The sequence below is a fragment of the Streptomyces sp. NPDC060049 genome (assembly GCF_042736715.1).
Classification (GTDB): domain Bacteria; phylum Actinomycetota; class Actinomycetes; order Streptomycetales; family Streptomycetaceae; genus Streptomyces.
Genome location: NZ_JBHWVV010000021.1, coordinates 18,234 through 39,931 on the forward strand (window position 1 = coordinate 18,234; position 21,698 = coordinate 39,931).

Consider the following 21,698-nt stretch of genomic DNA (forward strand, 5'->3'; position numbering starts at 1 on the left):
CAGTGAGGACGGCGGGAGTTCCTGACTCATCCGGTGGCCGTGGGGCCCCGGATTCACAGTGGCGGGACCGCGCCGGAATCACACCGGGCTTCCTCCCATGTCGCCGTCCTCGGCGATGGCGGGCCTGTTGGCCGCCGGAGGTCATCCTAGGCGGCGGTGCCCCTGGCGGGGAGCCCGGGGTGGGCGGGTGCGGCGCCGATGCGGGGCTCTGCCCCGGAGCCCGCGCCTCAAACGCCGGCCGGGCCGGATGTGGCTGGTGTGGCTGAGTGTGGCTGGTCGTGGCGGACCCGGGGCGGTTTGGCGGGACTGGTCGTGGCCGGTTCGGGGTGGTGATCGACACAGGGGGCGGGCGGAGAATCGTGGGTATGCTCGCCGCCATGCCCACGCCCCCTTCCGCCGCAGTGCGGGACGAACCCGTCATACGGGATCGCGGCGACGCCTGCCCGGGCGCGCTGCGGCTGCACGCGGCGGACGACGGGTTCCTCGCGCGGGTTCGGATTCCGGGCGGGCTGCTCAGCGCTGCGCAGGCCGCCGCGCTGGCGGACGCCGCCGACCGGTTCGGGGACGGGCACCTGGAACTGACCTCGCGCGGGAACGTCCAACTGCGCGGTCTCGCCGACGGCTGCGGCGCCGGACTCGCGGAACTGCTCGACGGGGCCGGGCTGCTGCCCGCGCCCTCGCACGAGCGGATCCGCAACATCGTCGCCAGCCCGCTGGCGGACCCCGCTCCGGTGCGCGCCCTGGACGAGGCGCTCTGCGCCGACCCGAAGGCCGCCGCCCTGTCCGGCCGGTTCCTGTTCGCCGTCGACGACGGGCGCGGGGACGTGGCCGCCCTCGACCCCGACGTGACCCTGCTCGCGCGGCCCGGCGGACGGGTGCTCGTCCGGCTCGGCGCCGCGCCGGACGCCGTGGAGGTGGCCGCCGCCGAAGCCGCGGAGGCCGCGCTGGAGGCGGCCCGCCACTTCCTCGACGCCGCGGCCGCCGCCGGCACCCGGGCCTGGCGGATCGCCGAACTGCCCCCCGAACACGCCCTGTCGGCCGAGGAGTTCACGGCACGGCTGATCGGCCGGGGCATCCGCGCCCACCACGTACCCGACGCGCCCCGGCCGTACGCGGACCCGCCCGCGCCCGGGGTGCACGGGGACGCGCTCTGCGTCCTGGTCCCCCTCGGCCGGCTCGACTCCGCCCAGTGGCGGGAGCTCCCCGGCGAGCTGCGGATCACGCCGTGGCGCAGCGTCGTCGTCACCGGCACCACCGCCCGCCCCGCCGGGCTCGTCACCTCGCCGGACGGCCCGTGGGAGTCCGTCACCGCCTGCACCGGCCGGCCCGGCTGCGCCAAGTCCCTGGCCGACGTCCGCGCCGACGCGCGAGCCGTCGCCGAACGGGCGCGGGGGCCGCTGCCGGTCCACTGGTCCGGGTGCGAACGCCGGTGCGGACATCCGCGCGGCACCGCCTGGGTGGACGTGGTGGCCACGCCCGACGGGTACCGGATCGGCGCGGATCCGGTGCCACACCACGAACTCGCGGCGGCCGTCGCCGACGCGCGCAGCGCACTCCGAGTGTCCGAAGACGCAGTGAAGAAATGAGCGAGTACACCGTGTTCGAGTACGAGAAGGACGGCGCCGAGATCTACCGCCAGTCCTTTGCCACGATCCGCGCCGAGGCGGACCTCTCCGGGCTGCCCGCCTCGGTCGCCCAGGTCGCGGTGCGCATGATTCACGCCTGCGGGATGACCGACCTCACGCGGGACCTGGGCTACACGCCCGAGGTCGTGCTGCGGGCTCGCGCCGCCCTGGAGGCCGGCGCGCCGGTCCTGTGCGACGTGCAGATGGTCGCCAGCGGGGTCACCCGCAAGCGGCTGCCCGCCGGCAACGAGGTCATCTGCACCCTCTCCGACCCGGCCGTGCCGGAGCTCGCCGCGAAGATGGGCACGACGCGCAGCGCCGCCGCCCTCGAAGTCTGGCGTGACCGGGGGCTGTTGGAGGGCTCGGTGATCGCCGTCGGGAACGCGCCGACCGCGCTCTTCCGGCTCCTGGAGATGATCGAGGAGGGCGCGCCGCGCCCGGCCGCCGTCATAGGGGTCCCCGTGGGCTTCATCGGCGCCGCCGAGTCCAAGGACGCCCTCGCCGAACACCCCTCGGGGCTCGACCACTTGATCGTCCGGGGCCGGCGTGGCGGCAGCGCCATGGCCGCGGCCGCCGTCAACGCCATCGCGAGCGTGGCCGAATGAGCACGGGCAAGCTGTACGGAGTCGGGCTCGGGCCCGGCGACCCCTCCCTGATGACGCTGCGCGCCGTCGAGGTGATCGGGGAGGCGGACGTCGTCGCCTACCACTCCGCCCGCCACGGCCGCTCGATCGCCCGCTCGATCGCCGCGAAGCACCTGCGCGCCGACCAGGTCGAGGAGCCGCTGGTCTACCCGGTCACCACCGAGACCACCGATCACCCGGGCGGCTACCAGGGGGCGATGGAGGAGTTCTACGAAACGTCCGCCGCACGGCTCGCCGTCCACCTGGACGCCGGCCGGACCGTGGCCGTGCTCGCGGAGGGCGACCCGCTCTTCTACGGCTCGTACATGCACATGCACAAGCGGCTCGCGGACCGCTACGAGGCCGAGGTGATCCCCGGGGTGACCTCGGTGAGCGCCGCCGCGGCCCGGCTCGGCACCCCGCTCGTGGAGGGCGAGGAGGTACTGACCATCCTGCCCGGCACCCTGTCCGAGGAGGAGCTCACCGCGCGCCTCGCCGCCACCGACTCGGCGGTCGTGATGAAGCTCGGCCGCACCTTCCCGACCGTGCGGCGGGCGATGGAGAACAGCGGGCGGCTCGCCGAGGCGCGGTACGTGGAGCGCGCGACGATGGCGGGCGAGCGGACCGGACTCCTCGCCGACACCGACGCCGACACCGTGCCCTACTTCGCCGTCGCCGTGGTGCCCAGCCGGATCGGCAACCCGGGCAGCGTGCCGTCCGGACCGGGTGAGGTCGCCGTCGTCGGCACCGGCCCGGCCGGGCCGCTGTGGCTGACCGCCGAGACCCGACGGGTGCTCGCCGACGCCGAGGTGCTGGTCGGGTACACGACGTACCTGGACCGGGTCCCGGTGAAGCCGGGCCAGATCCGGCACGGCTCCGACAACAAGGTCGAGTCCGAGCGCGCCGAGTTCGCGCTCGACCTCGCCCGGCGCGGCAAGCGGGTGGCCGTGGTCTCCGGCGGCGACCCGGGGGTCTTCGCCATGGCCACCGCCGTCCTGGAGGTCGCAGGTCAGGCGCAGTACAAGGACGTGCCGGTACGGGTGCTGCCCGGGGTGACGGCCGCGAACGCGGCGGCCGCCGCGGCCGGCGCGCCGCTCGGCCACGACTACGCCACGATCTCGCTCTCCGACCGGCTCAAGCCGTGGGAGGTGATCGCGGAGCGGCTGCGCGCGGCCGCCGCGGCCGATCTCGTACTCGCCCTGTACAACCCCGGCTCGCGGAGCCGGACGTGGCAGGTGGCGCAGGCCCGGGAGCTGCTGCTGGAGCTGCGGGCGCCCGGGACCCCGGTGGTCGTCGCGCGCGACGTGGGCGGCCCGCAGCAGTCGGTCCGCATCGTCACGCTGGCCGAACTGGAGCCGTCCGAGGTGGACATGAGGACGATCCTGCTGATCGGCTCCTCGCAGACGCAGGTCACGGAGCGGCCCGACGGGTCGAGGGTGACATGGACGCCGCGCCGCTACCCGTGACGGGGAGGAAGCGCTGAGAGGAGGCCCGGGCCGGTTCGCCGCCCGGGCCTTTCGCGTCGCGCGGGCCGCTGCCGCAGCGGCGGCAGGGTCACCGTCGGGATGGGGCCGGTCGGGAGGCCTCGGCGGCCGGGGCGCGTCCGCGGGCGACGCGGATGCCGACCGTGAACGATCAGCGCGGCCGGTCGTAGCCCAGCCAGCAGAGCGCTTCGGGGACCGAGGCCGCCCGTGGTACGCCCGCCGGCACCGGGGGGCGGCGGACGACGAGCACCGGGATGCCGGCCTCGCGGGCGGCGGTGAGCTTGGGGGCGGTGGCGCAGCCGCCGCTGTCCTTGGTCACCAGGACGTCGACGCGGTGCCGTGCGAGCAGCTCCCGCTCGGCCTCGAGGCCGAACGGGCCCCGGTCCAGCAGTACTTCGAGGCGCGGGGGAGCCGGCACGGCCGGAGGGTCCACCGAACGCACCAGGAACCAGGGCTCGGTGAGGTGCGCGAAGCTGTGCAGGCCCATCCGCCCGGTGGTCAGGAAGACGCGGGAGCCGAGGCCCGGCAGCAGGGCTGCCGCCTCGGCGAGGGAGTCCGCGAAATGCCAGTCGTCCCCGGGGCCCGGGGCCCAGCCGGGGCGGCGCAGCGCCAGCAGCGGGACGCCCGAGAGGACCGCCGCCTCGGCCGCGTTGAAGCTCATCCGCTCCGCGAAGGGGTGCGTGGCGTCGACCAGGTGGGTGACCCCGTGGGCGGTGAGCCACTCCGCGAGCCCTGCGGGACCGCCGAAGCCGCCGATCCGGCTCTCGCCCGGCGGGAGCACCGGTGAGGCGACCCGGCCGGCCAGCGAGGTGGTCACCCGGTACGGGGCGCCCTCCTCGGCGGCCAGCGCCTGCGCCAGGCGGCGGGCCTCCGTGGTGCCGCCGAGGATCAGGACGTGCGGGCGGCCCGGGCCACCGGGCTCAGCAGGCATGCCGGTCGCGCTCGGCGGAGTACAGGTGGCTGTCGCGGAACTGCTCGGCGCCCAGGGTGCGGCCCACCAGGATGACGGCGGTGCGGACCAGCCCGGCCTCCTTCACCTGCCCGGCGATGTCGGCCAGCGTCCCGCGCAGGATCAGCTCGTCGGGGCGGCTGGCCATCGCGACCACCGCCGCCGGGCACTCGGCCCCGTAGTGCGGCAGCAGTTCGTCCACGACCCGGTCGACGTAGCGGGTGGCCAGGTGCAGCACCAGCAGTGCGCCGCTGCGGCCCAGGGTGGCGAGGTCCTCGCCGGGCGGCATGGGCGTGGCCTGCTGGGAGACCCGGGTCAGGATCACGGTCTGGCCGACGGTGGGGACGGTGAGTTCCCGCTTCAGCGCGGCGGCCGCGGCGGCGAAGGCGGGGACGCCGGGGACCACCTCGTAGGGGATGCCGGCCGCGTCGAGCCGCCGCATCTGCTCCGCGACGGCGCTGAAGACCGACGGGTCGCCGGAGTGCAGTCTCGCCACGTCCTGGCCGGCCGCGTGCGCGCGTACGCACTCGGCGATGATCTCGTCCAGGTTCAGCCGCGCGGTGTCGATCAGCCGGGCGTCCGGCGGGCATTCGGCGAGGAGCTCGCGCGGGACCAGGCTGCCGGCGTACAGGCAGACGGGCGCGGCGGCCAGCGTCCGGGCGCCGCGCACCGTGATCAGGTCGGCGGCGCCGGGGCCCGCACCGATGAAGTACACGGTCATATCGTCTGATCCACCATTTCGAGGTAGGGCTTGGTAACCGACCACTGGGTGACGGGCATCGCCTGGCGCCAGCCCGTGAAACCGCCGACCGGCACGGCGTGCGCGACGGCCAGTTTCACCAGTTCGCCGCCGTGGAGCCGGTAGCGCTCGGCGAGGACGGCCTCCGACTCCAGGGTGACCGTGTTGACCACGAGCCGCCCGCCGGGGGCCAGCGCCTCCCAGGCCGCGTCGAGCAGGCCCGGCGCGGTCAGGCCGCCGCCGATGAACACCGCGTCGGGGGCGGGCAGTCCGGCGAGCGCCTCGGGCGCGGCGCCGGTGACCACGCGCAGGCCGGGCACGCCCAGTGCCGCGGCGTTACGGGTGATCCGCGCGGCCCGCTCGGTCACCCGCTCCACGGTCACGGCGCGGCAGGAGGGATGCGTGCGCATCCACTCGATGCCGATGGAGCCGGAGCCGCCGCCGATGTCCCACAGCAGTTCGCCGGGGGCGGGGGACAGCGCGCACAGGGTGGCGGCGCGGACGTGGCGCTTGGTGAGCTGGCCGTCGTGCTCGTAGGCGGCGTCGGGCAGGCCGGGGGTCGCGCCGAGCCGGGGGGCGTCGGCGGCCGGGTCCCGGCGGCAGTCCACGGCGACCACGTTGAGGGGGTCGCCGGGCGCGTGGTCCCAGCTGCGGGCGAGGCCCTCGTAGGCGTCCTCGTGCTCGGAGCCGAGCTGTTCCAGGACGCGCATCCGGCTGGGGCCGAAGCCCCGCTCCCGAAGCAGAGCGGCGATCTCGCCGGGGGTCACCGCTCCGGCGCTCAGGACCAGCACCCGCCGGCCCTCGTACAGCGCGGCCGCGAGCCGGGCCACCGGGCGTCCCACGACGGTGACCACCTCGGTGTCCTCCACCGGCCAGCCGAGGCGCGCGCAGGCGTACGACACGGAGGAGGGGTGCGGCAGGACGTGCAGGGCGCCCGGGCCGAGCTCCTCGGACAGCGCCCGGCCGATCCCGTAGAACATCGGGTCGCCGCTGGCCAGTACCGCGATCCGGCGGCCCGCGTGCTCCGCCATCAGCTTCGGCACCGCCGGCCGCAGCGGGCTCGGCCACGCCACGCGGGTCCCGGCGCACTCCTCGCGGGGGAGCAGGTCCAGCTGCCGTGGCCCGCCGATCAGCACCTCGGCCCCGGCCAGAACGGCCCGCGCGGGAGCGGTCAGCCCGCCCCAGCCGTCGGCGCCGAGGCCGACGACCGACACGGGTACGGGGGGCGGTGGCGGTGCGGAGCTCACTGCGCGGAACCTCGGGGGTACGGGAAGGGGGTGGACCCGCAGCCTACTGGTCCCGGACCCGCTCCCCGGGGTCAGGGTGACCAGGATTACCAGGCCGCGGGGGGCGGCCCGGAGGGACGGGCGGACCCGTGCCGGCGGTGAGCGGCCGGGAGTAGGGTGCCGGGAGGCCGCCGGGCCGCCCGAGGCGGAGCCGGCCGACGCGAGGAGTTGCCATGGCGGGCTGGAAGGCCGCGCACATACCCGACCAGAGCGGCCGCACGGCCGTCGTTACCGGGGCCAACAGCGGGATCGGCTACTTCGCCGCGCGCGAGCTCGCCCGGCGCGGGGCCGCCGTCGTCCTCGCCTGCCGCAGCGCGGCCCGCGGACGCGCGGCCGAGGTCCGGATGAGGGCCGAAGTGCCGGGCGCGGACGTGCGGTTCATGCCGCTGGACCTCGCCGACCTGGCCACCGTGCGGGAGTTCGCGCGGGAGTACGGGCAGCGCCACGACAGCCTCGACCTCCTCGTCAACAACGCGGGCGTGATGGCCCTGCCGTACGGGCGGACCGCCGACGGCTTCGAAACGCAGTTCGGGGTCAACCACCTCGGCCACTTCGCCCTCACCGGACTGCTCCTGCCCGGCCTCCTCGCCGCCCGGGCCGGGGCCCGGATCGTGAACCTCTCCAGCGGCTTCCACGTACTGGGGGACGTGGACCACGAGGACCTGAACAGCGAACGCCATTACCGGCGTTGGGTCGCCTACGGCCGCTCCAAGACCGCCAACCTGCTCTTCACCCACGAGCTCGCCCGGCGGCTCGCGGCCGCCGGCTCCGGGATCGTCGCGGCCGCCGCCCATCCCGGCTACGCCTCCACCAACCTGCACGTCGGCGCGACCCCGCAGGCGGGCACCACCCTCACGTCGCGGATCGCGGTCGCCCTCAACGCCCTCGGCAACGCCGTGGGCAACACCGCCATCGCGCAGTCGGCCGCCTCCGGCGCCCTGCCCGCGCTCTACGCGGCCACCGCGCCCGGCGTCCAGCCCGACGAGTTCATCGGCCCGCGGCTCGGCTGGCGCGGGGCGCCCGCCCGTTCCCGGCGGGCGAAATGGACCCTGGACGACACGTCCGGCCAACGGCTCTGGACCGCCTCCGAAAAGCTCACGGGAGTCACGTACACGTCCCTGCCGCACTGAATCCCCGGGAGCGCGGCACCCCCGGGCCGGGCTCCGCGGCGACAACGCGGTCCGGGCCGGCGGCGGACCGGCCCTGACCGGCCGACGCACGCATTCGAACGGCCGTGTGGGCGCCCCGCTATGAGCCCGTCCGCCCCCGGCGAGCCCCAGGGCGCCCCGTCCGGGACCTGACCGGGGGCGCCCCGTCCGCACCAGACTCGGCGGAATGGACGACGACGCTACGGACAACCACCCACACACCGGCTCGGATCCCGGGGATCACGCGGTGGTCCTCGGGGCGGGAATGGCCGGGATGCTGGCCGCGCGGGTGCTCGCGCGGCGCTTCGCCCGCGTCACCGTGATCGAACGGGATCAACTGCCGGACGACGGACCGGGGTTCAGATCCGGGATACCGCAGTCCCGGCACGCGCACATCCTGTGGTCGCGGGGCGTGGAGCTGCTCGAACTGATGCTGCCGGGCGTCACGCGAAAGCTCGTGGACGCCGGGGCCGGCCTGCTGAACTCGCCGCGGGACTTCCTCTGGCTGAGCCCCGCCGACTGGTTCCGCCCGGTGCCCGGGGCCAAGGTCCTCCTCTCCAGCCGCGAGTTGCTCGACTGGACGGTCCGCCGCGAGGTGCTGCGGGACGGACGCGTCCGGATCCGCGCCGGGACCGCGGCCACGGGACTGGTGGCCGGGCCGGACGGCCGCTCGGTGACCGGCGTGGAGCTCCGCGACGGTGACCCGCTGGCGGCGCGCCTCGTCGTCGACGCGACCGGACGCACCTCCAAAGCCACCGCCTGGCTCGCGGCGCTCGGCCACACGGCCCCGGAGATCACCCGCTACGACTCCCACCTCGGCTACTCCAGCCGCTACTTCGCGATCCCCGCCGACCCGGGACGGCGCTGGCGGGGCATGTACGTCCAGGGCCGCCCCGACCTCCCGCGCGGCGGCGTGCTGATGCCGCAGGACGGGGACCGCTGGCTGGTGACCCTCATCGGCAACGGAGAACACGCCCCGCCCGTGGGGGACGAGGAGTTCTTCGCGTTCGCGAGGAGCCTGCGCAGTCCGGCCCTGTACGACGCCATCCGGGACGCGACCCCGCTGTCCTCGGCCACCGCCTTCCGGGGCACGGCGAACGAATGGCGCCACTACGAGCGCCTGGAGCGCTGGCCGGCCGGCTTCGTGGTCCTGGGCGACGCCGCCTGCCGGTTCAACCCCGTCTACGGGCACGGGATGACGGTCGCCGCCCTCGCCGCGGAGGCCCTCGCCAAGGAGGTCCGCACCCTGAACCCGCGGGAGATCGCCCGGGCCGCACGGCGGATCCAGCGCCGCACCACCGCGGCGGCCGCCGTGCCCTGGCAGATCGCCACCAGCGAGGACATGCGGTACCCGGTGACGGAGGGGCCGCCGCCCGACCGGGCCACGCGGATCCTCCAGCGCTACATGTCACGGGTGATGGTGGGCGCCAACACCGACCCGGCGATCGCCGGCCGGTTCTTCGGGGTGCTGTCCCTCACCTCGCCGCCGGGCGCCCTCCTCGACCCCGTCACGATGGTCCGCGTCCTGTCGAAGTGGCGGCTGCCGGCCGCCCCGGAGACCGCCGACTACCCGGCCCACCACGGGCCGCCGAAGGGGTAGCCGGGCGGGCGAGGGCCGGGGGGTCCACGCGGATCCGGCGGGGCGTCCGTTCTGCCCGGTGCGCCCCTGACGCGGAGGACGGGCCCGTCCGGGGCCGGTACCCTTATTGCGAACAGTTCGCAATAAGGGTGGGGTGGCGGTGTGACGGGATCTCCGGTGGTGCTCGGGATCGAGTCTTCGTGCGACGAGACCGGGGCGGGCATCGTGCGGGACGGGCGGCTGCTCGCCCACGTCGTCGCCTCCAGCATGGACGAGCACGCGCGGTTCGGCGGCGTCGTCCCCGAGATCGCGGCCCGCGCCCACCTGCACTCCTTCAACCCGGTGGTCCGCCAGGCCCTCGACCAGGCGGGACTGCGCGCCGACGAGCTCGACGCGATCGCCGTCACCACGGGTCCCGGCCTCTCCGGCGCCCTCCAGGTCGGCCTGGCCGGCGCGAAGACCCTCGCCTACGCGCTCGGCCTTCCGCTGTACGGGGTCCACCACCTGGCCGGCCACGTCGCCGCCGACACCCTGGAGCACGGGCCGCTTCCCGATCCCTGCGTGGTGCTGATCGTCTCCGGCGGCCACACCTCGCTGCTCCTCGTGCGCGATCTCGTGCGCGAGCCGATCCTGCACCTCGGCGACACCCTCGACGACGCCGCCGGCGAGTGCTTCGACAAGGTCGCCCGCCTCCTCGGCCTGCCCTACCCGGGCGGCCCGGCCATCGACCGCGCCGCCCGGGGAGGCGACCCCCGGGCCGTAGCCTTCCCCCGTCCGCTGACCGGCGGGCCGCGCTCGGGGGACCCGTACGCCTACTCCTTCTCCTTCTCGGGACTCAAGACGGCGGCCGCACGCTGGGCCGAGGGCCACCGGCTGCGCGGCGTGGAGCCGCCGGTCGCCGACGGCGCCGCCTCGCTCCAGGAGGCGGTGGCCGACGTGCTCACCCGCAAGGCGGTCGCGGCCTGCGCGGACCACGGGGTCAGGACCCTCGTGGTGGTCGGCGGGGTGGCCGCCAACTCCCGGGTCCGCGCGCTCGCCGAACGGCGCTGCGCCTCCGCCGGGATCGAGCTGCGGGTGCCGCCGATGACCCTCTGCACCGACAACGGGGCGATGATCGCCGCCATCGGCGACCTGCTGGTGCGGGCGGGCGTGGAGCCGGCCCCGCACCAGCTGACCATCGACCCGTCCGCACCCCTGGAGTACGCCTCGCTGAACCCGGCGGCCCTGGTCTGACGGGCGGGGGTCCGGCGGCCCCGGGCGGCTACCGCGACGGGCTCACCTGCACCGTCGTCACCGCCCCGCCCGAAGCTTCCTTCACCACCGCGATCCGGGTCCCGGTGTCCGGCACCTTGACCCCGAGCTGCGGCAACCGCGCGTCCCAGTAGGACCCGTGGCGGTCGTCGAAGACAGCGACCCCCGGCCGCGCCGGGATCACCGTGGGAGCGCCCGCCTTGTGCAGGACGATCCTGTCGCTCTTCCCGAGCGAGAAGGTGGCGTCGAAGGTCTGCGCGCGTGCGTTGAGCAGCGTCCCGTCCGCGTACGTCAGCGGCTCGGGCCGGGCGTCGACGGGCAGCAGCATGCCCTCTCCCGGGTGTGCCTTGGTGGTGTTGTCGCTGTGCGCGGTGTTCCAGAGCCAGATCAACGCGCCCTGCTGGTAGGGGAAGAACTCCACCTTGTCGCCGGTGAAGCCGAAGTTGTACGGCCCCGTCCTCAGCATGCTGCCGTAACCGGTGTAGCGCCGGTTCTCCACGAAGTACGCGCGCGGGTGCTGCTCGCTGCCCGTACGGCCCTGCGTGCGCGACCACTTCACCGCCGTCCAGCCGTTCGCGCCCTGCTCCGCCCCGTCGCGCAGCAGTTCCGGGCCGTCGCCCGCCGTGACGCGGATGTCGTCGAAGGTGACGCCCTTGCCGTGGGTGTTGCTGTCGGAGGTGACGCGCAGCCTCAACTGCACGCTCTGCCCGGCGAACCGGTCCAGCGCGACGGACAGCCGCGCCCAGCCGGCCGAGGAGCCGCTGATGCCCTTCGCCCCGATCGGCACCGAGTCCACCGTGCCCGGCAGTGCCGTCCATCCGGCCCCGCCGTCCGTGGAGGCCTCCACGGTGAGGAAGTCGAAGTCCTGCTCGATGTCGTACCAGACCCGGGCGTCGAGCCGGGCGGCCGTCCCGGCCGGCGTCCCCGTCAGGTCGACCGTGCGGGACAGGGTGTTGTCCATGAAGTCACCGGTGCCGCTCCACCACTGGCTGGCGCCCTCGAACGGATCGGTCAGCTCGGTCGTGGTCACCGACGGCGGCAGGTGCACCAACAGGGCTTGCGGATCCTCGGTGTTGTAACCCGATATCCCGAGCGTCGCGCGTGTGGTGCGGCCCGCGTCCGCCTCCGTGTACTGGAGCCAGCCCAACTGCAGCTTGCTCCAGGGGTCGAGGTCGCCCGGGAACTCGCCGGTGGAGTTGCGGCCCCGGCCCAGGTAGGAGGCGGAGGACATCAGCGACCAGAAGTTGACGCTGTTGTCCCCGTCCGAGCTGTACAGGTCCGGCAGGCCCAGATCGTGCCCGAACTCGTGCGAGAAGAGCCCGGCGCCGCTGTTCTCGCCGCCGGTCAGGTAGTCGCCGGCCCAGATGCCGGTGTCGCCGACCGGGGTGCCGCCCGCCTTGTTGCCCTCGGGACCGGCGCTGCCGGCCTGGTTCCAGTAGGCGAACCAGCGGTGCGCCCACACGGCGTCCTTGCCCTGCGTACCGCCGCCCCAGGTCCCGTCCTTGCCCGCGTGGACGACGACGAGGTGGTCGAGGTAGCCGTCCGGCTCGTCGAAGTTCCCGTCGTGGTCGGCGTCGTATCGGTCCCACACGTCGTACTCGGCGAGCTGCGCCTTGATCTGTTCGGGCGTACGGCCCTTGGCGCGCTCGGCGTCGTACCAGGCGGCCGTGGCGTCCCGGATCATGTCCCAGTTGGTCCGGCACTGGCCGGCCTCGGAGCAGCGGTCGGTCCCGTAACGGGCTTCGTTCCAGGGGAGTTTGACCCAGTCGCTCACCGTGCCGTCCATGTCGTAGCGACCGGAGGACTGGAGCCGGTAGTAGGCCCGCATGGACGCCGACTGCGGGTCGGTGGAGAAGAACTGCTTCTGGTAGAAGGACCGGTCGAAGTCCTTGCGCCACAGGGTGTGGTTGTCGTCCTTGGCCGGCTTGCCGATGGTGTTGTGCAGCGGGCCCGGGGTGCCGCCGAAGCGCGGCGCGCCCTCGAACTCGGTGGTGTTGTCCACCTGCTCGCCGAACTCGGCGAGGATCACGAAGACCTTGTCCTTGCGCTCCTGGGCCATCTCGACGTACCGCTTGCCGACCTTCGCCTGGCGCGGGAGCGTGCCGTCCGCTTCGGCCCGCAGGCCGCCGGCGCGGCCGCCGTCCGCGCCGCCGGCGCCGGCCGCGATGTCTTCGAGGGCTTGGCGGCGCAGGGCCTGGCGCTGTAGTTCCAGCGGCGCGAGCGGCGGGGAGGCGGCCTGTTCGGCCTGCTGCTGCCCGGCCGGGGGAGGGGAGGGGGTGGTGGAGGCGAGTGCGGAGCCGGCGAGTACCGGGGCGGTGAGGAGGGCGAGGGATATCGCCGCTCCCACCGCAGCGAGTCTGCGCAAGGTGGCTGGCCTTTCCGGGAGTTCGGTCGAAGCGCGAGTAATATTTCACATGTGACAGGTGATGAATAGCCGTGAGGATGCGGGAAAGTCCGGCCACGACCGGCCCCCGGCGCCCCCGGGACCGCCCCTGCACGCCCCGGCCGGGTGACGCGTGAACTCGCCGTTCCACCGGCCCCGTCCGCCGTGCGGCGCTATCGTGCCGAGCGGGGGGACAAGGGTGCGAGGGGGGCGGAGCCGCGATGCGATTTCTGTTTGTGCACGGCACGGGGGTGCGGCGCGAGCGGCACGACACCCTCTACGCACTGGTCCGGGACCGGCTGACCGCCCGCTTCCCCGACGCGGCCGTCGACTCCTGCTTCTGGGGGGAGCGGTTCGGAGCCACCCTCGGCGCCGACGGCCGCTCCGTGCCCGGACTGCGGGCCCCCGGCGGAGCCCCCGGCCCGGGGGACGCCGAGACCGCCGAGTGGGCCCTGCTGATCGCCGACCCGCTGTGCGAGCTGCGGGTCCTGGCGGAGGCGGGCTGGGACACCGGAGCTCCCGCGGACGACGAGCCCTTCGCCATGCCGGGCGTCCGCTCCGCCGGAGCCGGGGTGCTGGAACTGCTGGCCGGCGTGGGCGGGGTGCCCGACGGCGGGGAACTGGCCGCACTCCTGCTCGGCACCGGACTCGCCGCCGGCTTCCCCGCGGCCCTGGAGTGCGTCGCCCGCTCCAACGAGGCCGCCCGCGCCGGCGCCCGCGCCACCGGGCAGCCGCAGGCCCGCGAGCTGGCCACCGCCCTGGCGCGCGCCGTCACCGCCGGCGCGCTCGCTCCCGCCGGGGCCGAGGCGGACTGCACCGGAGCCGAACGCGACCGCCTCGTCGAACTGCTCACCACCCGCCTCGGCGGCGACGCGCGGGTCCCCGGTGCCCGCGCCGCAGCGGTCCTGGGCCGCCTCGCGATGCGCGTCACCACGCAGCCGCTGCTCAACGCCTGGCGCGGTTCCCTCACCGTCGGCAGCGCCCCCGCCCTCGGAGACATCCTGCGCTACCAGGCCCGGGGCGCCGGCCTGCGCGCCTTCCTGCAGGAACGGATCACGGCCGAGCCCGGGCCGACCGTGCTCATCGGACACAGCCTCGGCGGCGTCGCCCTCGTGGACCTCCTCGCGCTCGCGGCCGCCCGGGGCGAGCCCGTACCCGGGGCCGCGCTGCTCGTCACCGTCGGCTCGCAGGCGCCCTTCCTCCACGAACTCGGGGCGCTGGCGGGGATCGCACCCGGCGCCTCGCTCCCGTACGCCTTCCCGCGCTGGCTCAACGTCTACGACCGCCAGGACGCGCTCTCCTACCTCGCCGAGCCCGTCTTCCCTGGCGACCCGCGCGTCAGCGACCACGAGATCGGCAGCGGCCAGCCCTTCCCGGCCTGCCACAGCGCCTACTGGAAACAGGACTCCCTCTACGCGCGCGTCGAACAGGCGGTGGCCGAAGCGGAGATCGGATGATTCCCCCCGGCTTCCTGCCCCCGACCCTGGGGCCGCGGCGCACCTTCGCGCTCGTCGCCGGGGTCGAGAGCTATGCCGTCAGCCACCACTGGAACCTGCGCGGACCGGCCCGCGACGCCCTGCGGTTCGCCCGCTGGCTGACCGGCCCGGGCCAGGTACCGCCGGGCCACGTACGGCTGTTGCTCTCCCCGCTCGACGACCCGGACGCCCTCGACTGGTCGGCCTCGGCGGAGCTGGAAGCCCTGCGCGGCACCTACCGGCCGGCCACGGAGGAGAACGTGAAGTCGGCGCTGCTCGACGAACTCCCGGAATGCGACGGTGACTTGCTGTGGATCTTCTGGGCGGGACACGGCTACACCGAGCCGCGCCGCGGTGAGCTGATGCTGCCCTGCGCCGACGCCCGGCCCGGCCAGATCCGCCACCTCAACCTCGACTCCGCGCTGCGCTGGTGGCGCACCGACCTCGTCAAGCACCGGCGGTTCCCGCTCCAGGCGGCCCTGGTGGACGCCTGCCGCGTCGACGCGCCGCGCGACGCCCGGTGGAACTTCGGCAGCAGCGACTACGGGGGCGGCGCCACCGTCCCCGGACGGCGGCAGTTCCGGCTGTACGCCTCCCGCGAGGGCGAGGCCGCGCAGAACGACGCCGAGCGCGGCGCGGGGCGCTTCACGGAGGCGCTCCTCGGCGAACTCGGCGAGCGTTCCGTACGGGAGGGCGTCGCCGGCCTCGCCGAGACCGCCCGCTCCATCCACCGCACCTTCGGCGAACTGCGCGAGCGCGGCGAGGGCTGGCAGCTCCCGCAGTTCGTCGTGGACCGGGACTGGGACGCCTGCTCCTTCCTCGACGAGGACCACCCCGGGGTGGCGCTGCCGCGCGCGGCCCGCCTCGACCAGGCCGCCTGGGACGGGCTCGGCCGGCTCTTCGAAGGCCGCGACCTGCCCCGATGCGCCTACGAGGCGTACGCGTGGGCGTTCCGGGCGACCGGCTGCGCCGCCCCGCTCCAGGGCGGACTGCCCGGCGACACCCTGCTGGAGGTGGTCGCGGACCTCGACGAACGCCACGGCGGCCCGGACGGGATGCCGCTCGCGGTGCCCTTCGTACGGTTCCTCGGCGAGCGGGCCGGCGCGGGCGACGAGCGGTGGGCGGACGGGCTGCGCGCCTGGGTGAGCACCACGCTCGAACGCCTCGCGCTGCCCGTGCTCCCGCCCCCGCCCCCAGCGCCGCGCACGACGGCCCTGCACGTGCGGCTGGAGCCGCCGCCGGGCGGGGAGGACGGATTCCTGGCCCGGATGTGGCTGCGCCGGGACGCGGCCCGGCCCGGCCGGGGGCCGCAGGGCGGGTCCGTCCGCAGGGAGGCGTCCGAGCACATCTGGGAGTCGGAGGGCGAGCCCGTTCGGCTCGACGCGATCCGGGACGAACTCGTACGCCGACTGGGCGGCGTGGGCCGTGCGCCGGGCGGGCACGCCGAGGCCGGGCGGCCGTCCGAAGCGGTGGACCGGATCGAGTTCCACGTGCCCTACGAGCTGCTGGACCTGGACTTCGACCAGTGGCCGGTTCCGCGCGGCCCCGGCGGGCGGACCCGGGCCCTCGGGCTGGTCTACCAGGTGGTGGTGCGCTGCCCGCAGGAACGCGAGGACACCGGCGCCGAGTGGCGCAGCAAATGGCGCTGGCTGTGGTCCCAGGGCGGCCGGCACGCCGACGCGGTCCGGGTCGTCGGCGACGCGGAGGTGCACGACGGGCTCGGCATGGAGCTGGGGGCGGCCCCGGCGCCCGCCTGCGTACTGGCGCACACGCGGGGCGGGGCGCGGACGCAGGCGCTGGTGGAAGCGGTACTGGAGGGCGGCGTCCCGGTGGCGCTCTGGCGCCGCCCCGCTACGGCGTCGGCCGCCCCGGCTCCGGCGGGGGCCCACGACCTGCTGGCCCTGCTCGCGCCGGCCGGCGAGGACGGACGTCCCGACCCCGGAGCGCTCGACGTCCTGGCGCTGCCCGCCCGGGTGCGGGAGGTGCGCCGGGCGGCCGCCGTCGCGGCCGCGCGCGCCTCCGCCGGAAATCGACAACAAGCTTCAGGGGGAGACCGGTTGGTCCTCTTGTGGGACGATCCCGACGACACGCTCACCTTCCGGTCCCTGGCCTGAACCCGCACCCCCGGATCCACCTCCGCATCCGCCCCGACCCCGATGCCCGTCCCCGGCCGGCCCCGACGCCGGCAGCGACCGCGACACCCACAGCGACAGCGACAGCAGCAGTGATACGAGAGGGAGGCACAGGCAGTGGCGAAGGACTGGTGGCTGTACCACGGGACAGGCGAGGCCGCCGAGCGCCGGGCCAGGCTGGAGGCCGGACCGCCACCGCCCTGGCGCGATTTCACCGGCGTCCCCGACCCGGGGTACGCACCCCCCGGCTGCGCGGGGCCGGCATGGGAGCGCACCTGGCGGCGCGGCGAGGGCTACGCACCCGACGAACCCGAGAAGGACGTGGTCAACACCGCGCTGCACCTGCGCAGGCCGCTCCTCATCACCGGCAAACCCGGGGTCGGCAAATCCACGCTGGCCTACAGCATCGCCTCCGACCTGGACCTGGGCCCCGTACTGCACTGGCCGGTCACCAGCCGCACGGTCCTGCGCGACGGGCTGTACCTCTACGACGCGATCGGGCGGCTCCAGGAGGCCGGGCTGGAACAGCTGCGCGCACCCGGCGCCGCGGCCCAGGCCGCACCGGGCGCCGTAGGAGCCGCGGGCGCCAAGGGGGCCGAGGAGGGCCCGGCGTCGGCCCGGGACCCCGTCGCCGCGGGCCCGTCCATCGCCCGCTACCTGCGCCTCGGCCCCCTCGGCACGGCCCTCCTGCCCCAGGACCGGCCGCGGGTCCTGCTCGTGGACGAGATCGACAAGAGCGACATCGACCTCCCCGGCGACCTCCTCACCGTCTTCGAGGACGGCGGCTTCGTGATCCCCGAACTCGCGCGGCTCGCGAAGGAGGACCCGAGCGTCGCCATCGGCACCGACGACGACCCGGACGCCGCCGTCCGGATCACCCAGGGCCGCGTGCAGTGCCGGTACTTCCCCATCGTCGTCCTCACCAGCAACGGCGAACGCGACTTCCCGCCCGCCTTCCTGCGCCGTTGCGTCCGGCTCCACCTCGAACCGCCGAAGATCGACAAGCTCGCCCGCATCGTCCGCGGCCGGCTCGGCGTGGACATCGAACGCAACAGCGAGTACCGCGAGCTCGTCCAGAGCTTCCTCGACCGCGCCGAGGACGGCGACCTGGCCACCGACCAGCTCCTCAACGCCATCCAACTCCGCCTGGCCGGCGCCTGGTCCGCCCCCGACGAACGCGAACGCTTCCTCGCCACCGTCATGCACCACCTCACCGGGCCCTCCGCGTGATCGAGAGGCTCCTCGCCGCCTTCGCCGAAGGCGCCGGGGACGGCGGCCTCCGCCCCGGGGTCGGGGCGGAGGAGATCGCCGACATCCTGTGGCTGGCCACCCGCGTGGACGCGGCGGACCGCCCGCCCCCCGCGGGCCCGCCGACGACGGATCCGGAGCCGGCGCCCCCCGCCGGACCGGCCCCGGCGGCACCGGAGCCACCCGCGGGTCTGCGGGCCGACGAGGAAGCCGCCGCCCAGTTCTTCCCCGCGGCCCGGCCCCTGCCGGCCCGTCCGCGCGGGCCCGCCGGGCAGGCCGCGGGCGGCGCCGCCCCGGCGGCAGCGGCGACCGCCCGCCGCGGCACCGCGCTGCGCCTGCCGCGGGCCGCCTCCCTCGACGACCCGCTCGCCCTGATGCGCGCCCTGCGCCCCGTGGGCCGTCGCAACATCGGCGGTCCGGGCGAGGAATTGGACGAACAGCTCACCGTGGAGCGCAGCATCGAGCGGATGGTGCTCACCCCGGTCCTGCGCCCCGCCGAGAGCCGCTGGCTGGACGTGGCCCTGGTCGTGGACGCGCACCACTCGATGCTGCTCTGGTCCGACCTGGTGGAGGAGGTGCGCGGGGTCCTCACCCGCAGCGGAGTCTTCCGCGACGTGCGGGCCTGGCGGCTCACGGGCACCGGCCCCGGCGGCACCCCCATGGTCGCGCACGGCCCCGACACCCCGCCCCGCAACCCCCTGGAGCTCGCCGACCCGGCCGGCCGCCGGCTGATCCTGGTCCTCTCCGACACGGTGGCCGGCGGCTGGCGGGAAGCCCCCCTGCGCGGGGTGCTCCGGCAGTGGTCCGCGCACAACGCCGTGGCCGTACTGAACGTCCTGCCCGAGCGGCTCTGGACGCGCGGCGCGGTCAGTCCGGTCCCCTTCGCCGTCCGCGCGGACCGCCCCGCGGCCGCCACCCGCTCCTGGCAGCGGGTCCCCATGGTCCGGCGGGCCCGCGGGGGCGGGGCGGTGGTCCCGGTGGTCGGCATCGCCTCGGGCAGCCTGGCCCGGCTGATCCGCGTGGTCTCCGGGGACGGGCGCTGGCGGCGGCTGGCCTGTCTGCGGCTCGACGCCGAGCCCAAGCACGAGGCGGCGTACGAGGCCGACGGGCGGCCGCCGGACCCCTTCCCCGACCCCTTGGACGCGATCGAGCGCTTCCGGGCGAGCGCCTCCCCGACCGCCCAGCGGCTCGCCTCGCATCTGGCCGCGGTACCGCTGACGCTGCCGGTGATGACCCTCGTACGGCGCTCCCTGCTACGGGACTCCGAACACAGCCACCTCGCCGAGGTGGCCCTGGGAGGCCTGTTCGCGCCGTGGGGCTCGGAACAGGGCACGGAGCAGTCCGAGTTCGAGTTCCTGCCGGGCGTACGGGAGGCCCTGCTCGGCGCGCAGCTGCGCGGGGACGTCGCCGCCGTGCGGGAGCTGGTCCGGCGGCGCGTGTGGGAGTACATGTCCCGGCACCGCGGCACCGGCCGGGACTTCACGGCGATACGGATCACGGACGGCCTGGAGGGCCGCCGGGAGGTGGCCGAGGAGGCGATCCCGTTCGCGACGGCGGCCCGTCCCGAACCAGGTCTGGCCGACCGCGTGGTACGGGTCCGCTTCGAGTCGATGCGGGAGCCGCAGTCGGTCGGCGTGCTGCTGTCCGCCCGCATGGTCCTGGCGGTCGGGGAGGGCAGCGGCCGCGGCGCCACCGCGTGGGTCCGGGCGGGCGGACGCGAGCTGCCCTGCCGTGCGGTCTGGTGGGACGGGGCCACGCCCACGGCGTTCCTGCTGCTGGCCGACGAGGACCTCGTGGATCCGCGGGCCTGGCCGCCTCCGCGGTGGGGCGAGGCCGCGGGCGGGGGCGCCCGACTGCGGGTCGACGGCTTCACCGACCAGGGCGAGCCGGCCTCGCTGACCGGCGAGGTCCTGCCGTACGAGGGGGAGCGGAACGGGGAGATAGTGAGGCTCTCCTCCGAGCCGCAGCCCTGGACCCACTACGTGGGCGCGCCCGTCTCGCGCGGCGGGCGGCTCGCCGGCATCGTGCACAGCGTCCTGCCGGAGCGGATGGTGTTCCTGTCGGGGCGGGCGCTGCTCGAACAGCCGAATTTCCGCGAGGTGTTGACGGCACACGCGCGCGCCGCGAGCGAAGTCGCCGGCATCTGCCTGGCGGTACGGCCCCACGTGGTCATGGGGCCGAACGGCCGGTCGGTGGAGGCGGCGTTGGTCGAACTCCTCATGCAGGCGGAGGGGGAGACGGGCGCATTGGGGATGACCGCCCCCGCGCGGGACGGGGTCCTGTTCGTCACGGTGGCGGATCCGGACGCCCTCGGAAAGACGGGCCTGCTGCTGGCCGCAGTGCCCGGAGTCCTGTCGCGGCTGCGCGCCGGCTCCGGCGAGTGGGAGGTGTCCCTGGCGGTGGCCCTGGCCGGGGGCGAGTTCACGTCCGACGGGGCGGGGGTGCGCGGGCCGGCGGTGGAGGAGGCGGGACGGCTGGTCCGCCGCCGGGCGGTCTCCGCGCGGCTGGAGCGCCGGGCCGGGGCCGGAGACATCGTCCTGGTGACGGGCGAGTCGCTGCGCGGCGTCGGAGGCCTCGACTCGCTCCGGGTCGAGCGGATGGACCCGGACCTCGACCCGGAGGCGGAAGCGGAGGCGGACGCGGAGACGGAGACGGGCGCGCAGGCGGACGCGGGGACGGAGGCGGACGAGGAAGCGGGGAAGCCGGCCGCGACGCCCGCCCCGGGGAAGCGGTCCGGGGGCGGCCCGGCCGGATGGTTCCTCCTCGAAGCCCCCGCCGACACGGCCCGGGCCCTGATCGACGCCGGGCTGCGCGTCGATGACCCGGCCGTCGACTGGCAGCCCTGCGGGTACGGGGCCACGGTGGCCGACCCGGCCGGATGCGTCGGCATCCGGATGTGGCCCCGCGCGTACTGCCTGGCCCACCTTTCCCCGGAAGAACAGGCGCTCCAACTGGGGGAGTTCAGGCCCGGCGGCGCCGTCGACCTGCGGGGAACCACCTTCGCCGGCGGCTTGCTCGAACGTGTGCTGCGCACTCTGCGGGATCCCTCGACGGGACACGTCCGGATCGGGACGGCCGCCTTCGACCGCGCGCACTTCGTCGACGAATGGAGCGCGGTGGGGGCCGAGTTCGACGACCGCACCTCCTTCGACCGGGCCGTCTTCGACGAACGGGCGGGATTCGAGGCGGCTCGCTTCAGCGGGCCGGCCTCCTTCGGGCGGACCGTGTTCCGTCGCGGCGTCGCCTTCGACGGGGGCACCTTCGACCGTGCGGCCCGGTTCGGCAGGGCGGACTTCGGCGGCAGCGCGGGCTTCACGGACGCGCTGTTCGTCCAGGGCCTCGACATGACCTGGGCGGAGCTGTGGGACGAGGCGCTCATGAGCGGGATGAGGGTGCGGGGGCCCGCCGATCTCTCACACACCGTCTTCCACGGCGCGAACGAGTGGACCGGCACCGCCTTCCTCGGGCGGGCCTCTTTCGCGCACACCCTCTGGGGGCGGTCGGCGGCCTTCCGCGGGGTCCGCTTCGAGGGCGCGGCCTCCTTCGACCGCGCCACCTTCGCAGGCGCCGCGCGCTTCGCGCAGGTGGTCTTCGCGCAGCGGGCGACCTTCGAACGGGCCGACTTCGCGGACCGGGCCGATTTCGTGGAGACGTCCTTCGCCGATCCGTCCTCGCTCCCCGCCGCGTGGCGGGTTCCACCGGCCCGTTCGGGCGCCGTCACCTTCGGCCTCACCCCTCGGCCGGGCGGGTCGGAGCGGTGAGCCCCGGCGCCCGCC

14 protein-coding genes and 1 riboswitch are annotated in these 21,698 nt (G+C 75.4%); of the genes, 10 read left to right on the forward strand and 4 right to left on the reverse strand.

All coding sequences use genetic code 11. The features are described from left to right. Positions 1-15: 15 nt before the first annotated feature. A riboswitch (cobalamin riboswitch) is annotated at positions 16-95 on the reverse strand. A 270-nt stretch (positions 96-365) separates the two neighbouring features. Genes ACFWBY_RS30850 through ACFWBY_RS30860 form a run of 3 tightly spaced genes read left to right on the forward strand, consistent with a single transcriptional unit; the run spans position 366 to position 3,714 of the window. Next, entirely contained in the window at positions 366-1,586 is a 1,221-nt protein-coding gene (locus tag ACFWBY_RS30850) for a cobalamin biosynthesis protein CobG (protein WP_385342014.1), read from the forward strand. Next, positions 1,583-2,230, forward strand: coding sequence for a precorrin-8X methylmutase (locus ACFWBY_RS30855; RefSeq protein ID WP_385342012.1), 648 nt, complete (start codon positions 1,583-1,585; stop codon positions 2,228-2,230). Before ACFWBY_RS30850 ends, ACFWBY_RS30855 begins: the two co-directional genes overlap by 4 nt. Continuing rightward, entirely contained in the window at positions 2,227-3,714 is a 1,488-nt protein-coding gene (locus ACFWBY_RS30860; protein ID WP_385342011.1) for a precorrin-2 C(20)-methyltransferase, read from the forward strand. The genes ACFWBY_RS30855 and ACFWBY_RS30860 overlap by 4 nt, the downstream gene beginning before the upstream one ends. A gap of 169 nt (positions 3,715-3,883) precedes the next feature. Here the strand turns inward: ACFWBY_RS30860 and ACFWBY_RS30865 are convergent, their stop codons facing one another. From ACFWBY_RS30865 to cbiE, 3 genes are read right to left on the reverse strand one after another with little or no spacing between them, the layout of a single operon-like run. Continuing rightward, the gene (locus ACFWBY_RS30865; RefSeq protein WP_385342009.1) at positions 3,884-4,663 is read right to left on the reverse strand and encodes a cobalt-precorrin-6A reductase; all 780 of its coding nucleotides are present in this window, start codon (positions 4,661-4,663) and stop codon (positions 3,884-3,886) included. Then, positions 4,653-5,402, reverse strand: a complete 750-nt coding sequence (gene cobM / locus ACFWBY_RS30870) for a precorrin-4 C(11)-methyltransferase (RefSeq protein ID WP_385342008.1) — start codon at positions 5,400-5,402, stop codon at positions 4,653-4,655. The genes ACFWBY_RS30865 and cobM overlap by 11 nt, the downstream gene beginning before the upstream one ends. Further along, complete coding sequence (gene cbiE / locus ACFWBY_RS30875) at positions 5,399-6,667, reverse strand: precorrin-6y C5,15-methyltransferase (decarboxylating) subunit CbiE (RefSeq protein ID WP_385342006.1); 1,269 nt, start codon at positions 6,665-6,667, stop codon at positions 5,399-5,401. Before cbiE ends, cobM begins: the two co-directional genes overlap by 4 nt. A gap of 212 nt (positions 6,668-6,879) precedes the next feature. On the opposite strand from cbiE, the gene ACFWBY_RS30880 reads away from it, so the two are divergent. The 3 genes from ACFWBY_RS30880 (at position 6,880) to tsaD (ending at position 10,666) form a co-directional block, all read left to right on the forward strand. Further along, a complete protein-coding gene (locus ACFWBY_RS30880) occupies positions 6,880-7,836 on the forward strand; it encodes an oxidoreductase (protein WP_385342004.1) in 957 nt (318 codons plus the stop codon). 205 nt (positions 7,837-8,041) lie between these two features. Beyond that, positions 8,042-9,454 carry an NAD(P)/FAD-dependent oxidoreductase gene (locus ACFWBY_RS30885; protein WP_385342002.1) on the forward strand — a complete coding sequence of 471 codons (1,413 nt, stop codon included), beginning with the start codon at positions 8,042-8,044 and terminating at the stop codon, positions 9,452-9,454. Between the two features lie 156 nt (positions 9,455-9,610). Beyond that, entirely contained in the window at positions 9,611-10,666 is a 1,056-nt protein-coding gene (gene tsaD, locus ACFWBY_RS30890) for a tRNA (adenosine(37)-N6)-threonylcarbamoyltransferase complex transferase subunit TsaD (protein WP_385342029.1), read from the forward strand. A gap of 28 nt (positions 10,667-10,694) precedes the next feature. Here the strand turns inward: tsaD and ACFWBY_RS30895 are convergent, their stop codons facing one another. After that, positions 10,695-13,049: an immune inhibitor A domain-containing protein gene (locus ACFWBY_RS30895; protein WP_385342000.1), complete on the reverse strand. Its 2,355-nt coding sequence runs from the start codon at positions 13,047-13,049 to the stop codon at positions 10,695-10,697. A gap of 239 nt (positions 13,050-13,288) precedes the next feature. On the opposite strand from ACFWBY_RS30895, the gene ACFWBY_RS30900 reads away from it, so the two are divergent. From ACFWBY_RS30900 to ACFWBY_RS30915, 4 genes are all read left to right on the forward strand, one after another. Continuing rightward, entirely contained in the window at positions 13,289-14,524 is a 1,236-nt protein-coding gene (locus ACFWBY_RS30900) for a hypothetical protein (protein WP_385341998.1), read from the forward strand. After that, on the forward strand, positions 14,521-16,656 hold the full coding sequence (locus ACFWBY_RS30905) for a hypothetical protein (protein WP_385341996.1): 2,136 nt from the start codon (positions 14,521-14,523) through the stop codon (positions 16,654-16,656). Before ACFWBY_RS30900 ends, ACFWBY_RS30905 begins: the two co-directional genes overlap by 4 nt. Positions 16,657-16,791: 135 nt before the next feature. Next, positions 16,792-17,904: an AAA family ATPase gene (locus tag ACFWBY_RS30910; RefSeq protein WP_385341994.1), complete on the forward strand. Its 1,113-nt coding sequence runs from the start codon at positions 16,792-16,794 to the stop codon at positions 17,902-17,904. Next, a complete protein-coding gene (locus tag ACFWBY_RS30915; protein WP_385409730.1) occupies positions 17,901-21,683 on the forward strand; it encodes an SAV_2336 N-terminal domain-related protein in 3,783 nt (1,260 codons plus the stop codon). The genes ACFWBY_RS30910 and ACFWBY_RS30915 overlap by 4 nt, the downstream gene beginning before the upstream one ends. Positions 21,684-21,698 lie beyond the last annotated feature (15 nt).

Coding starts and splice junctions, on each gene's coding strand:
- ACFWBY_RS30850 (WP_385342014.1), top strand. CDS start 366: ATGCTCGCCGCCATGCCCACGCCCCCTTCCGCCGCAGTGCGGGACGAA.
- ACFWBY_RS30855 (WP_385342012.1), top strand. CDS start 1,583: ATGAGCGAGTACACCGTGTTCGAGTACGAGAAGGACGGCGCCGAGATC.
- ACFWBY_RS30860 (WP_385342011.1), top strand. CDS start 2,227: ATGAGCACGGGCAAGCTGTACGGAGTCGGGCTCGGGCCCGGCGACCCC.
- ACFWBY_RS30865 (WP_385342009.1), bottom strand. CDS start 4,663: ATGCCTGCTGAGCCCGGTGGCCCGGGCCGCCCGCACGTCCTGATCCTC.
- cobM (WP_385342008.1), bottom strand. CDS start 5,402: ATGACCGTGTACTTCATCGGTGCGGGCCCCGGCGCCGCCGACCTGATC.
- ACFWBY_RS30880 (WP_385342004.1), top strand. CDS start 6,880: ATGGCGGGCTGGAAGGCCGCGCACATACCCGACCAGAGCGGCCGCACG.
- ACFWBY_RS30885 (WP_385342002.1), top strand. CDS start 8,042: ATGGACGACGACGCTACGGACAACCACCCACACACCGGCTCGGATCCC.
- ACFWBY_RS30900 (WP_385341998.1), top strand. CDS start 13,289: ATGCGATTTCTGTTTGTGCACGGCACGGGGGTGCGGCGCGAGCGGCAC.
- ACFWBY_RS30905 (WP_385341996.1), top strand. CDS start 14,521: ATGATTCCCCCCGGCTTCCTGCCCCCGACCCTGGGGCCGCGGCGCACC.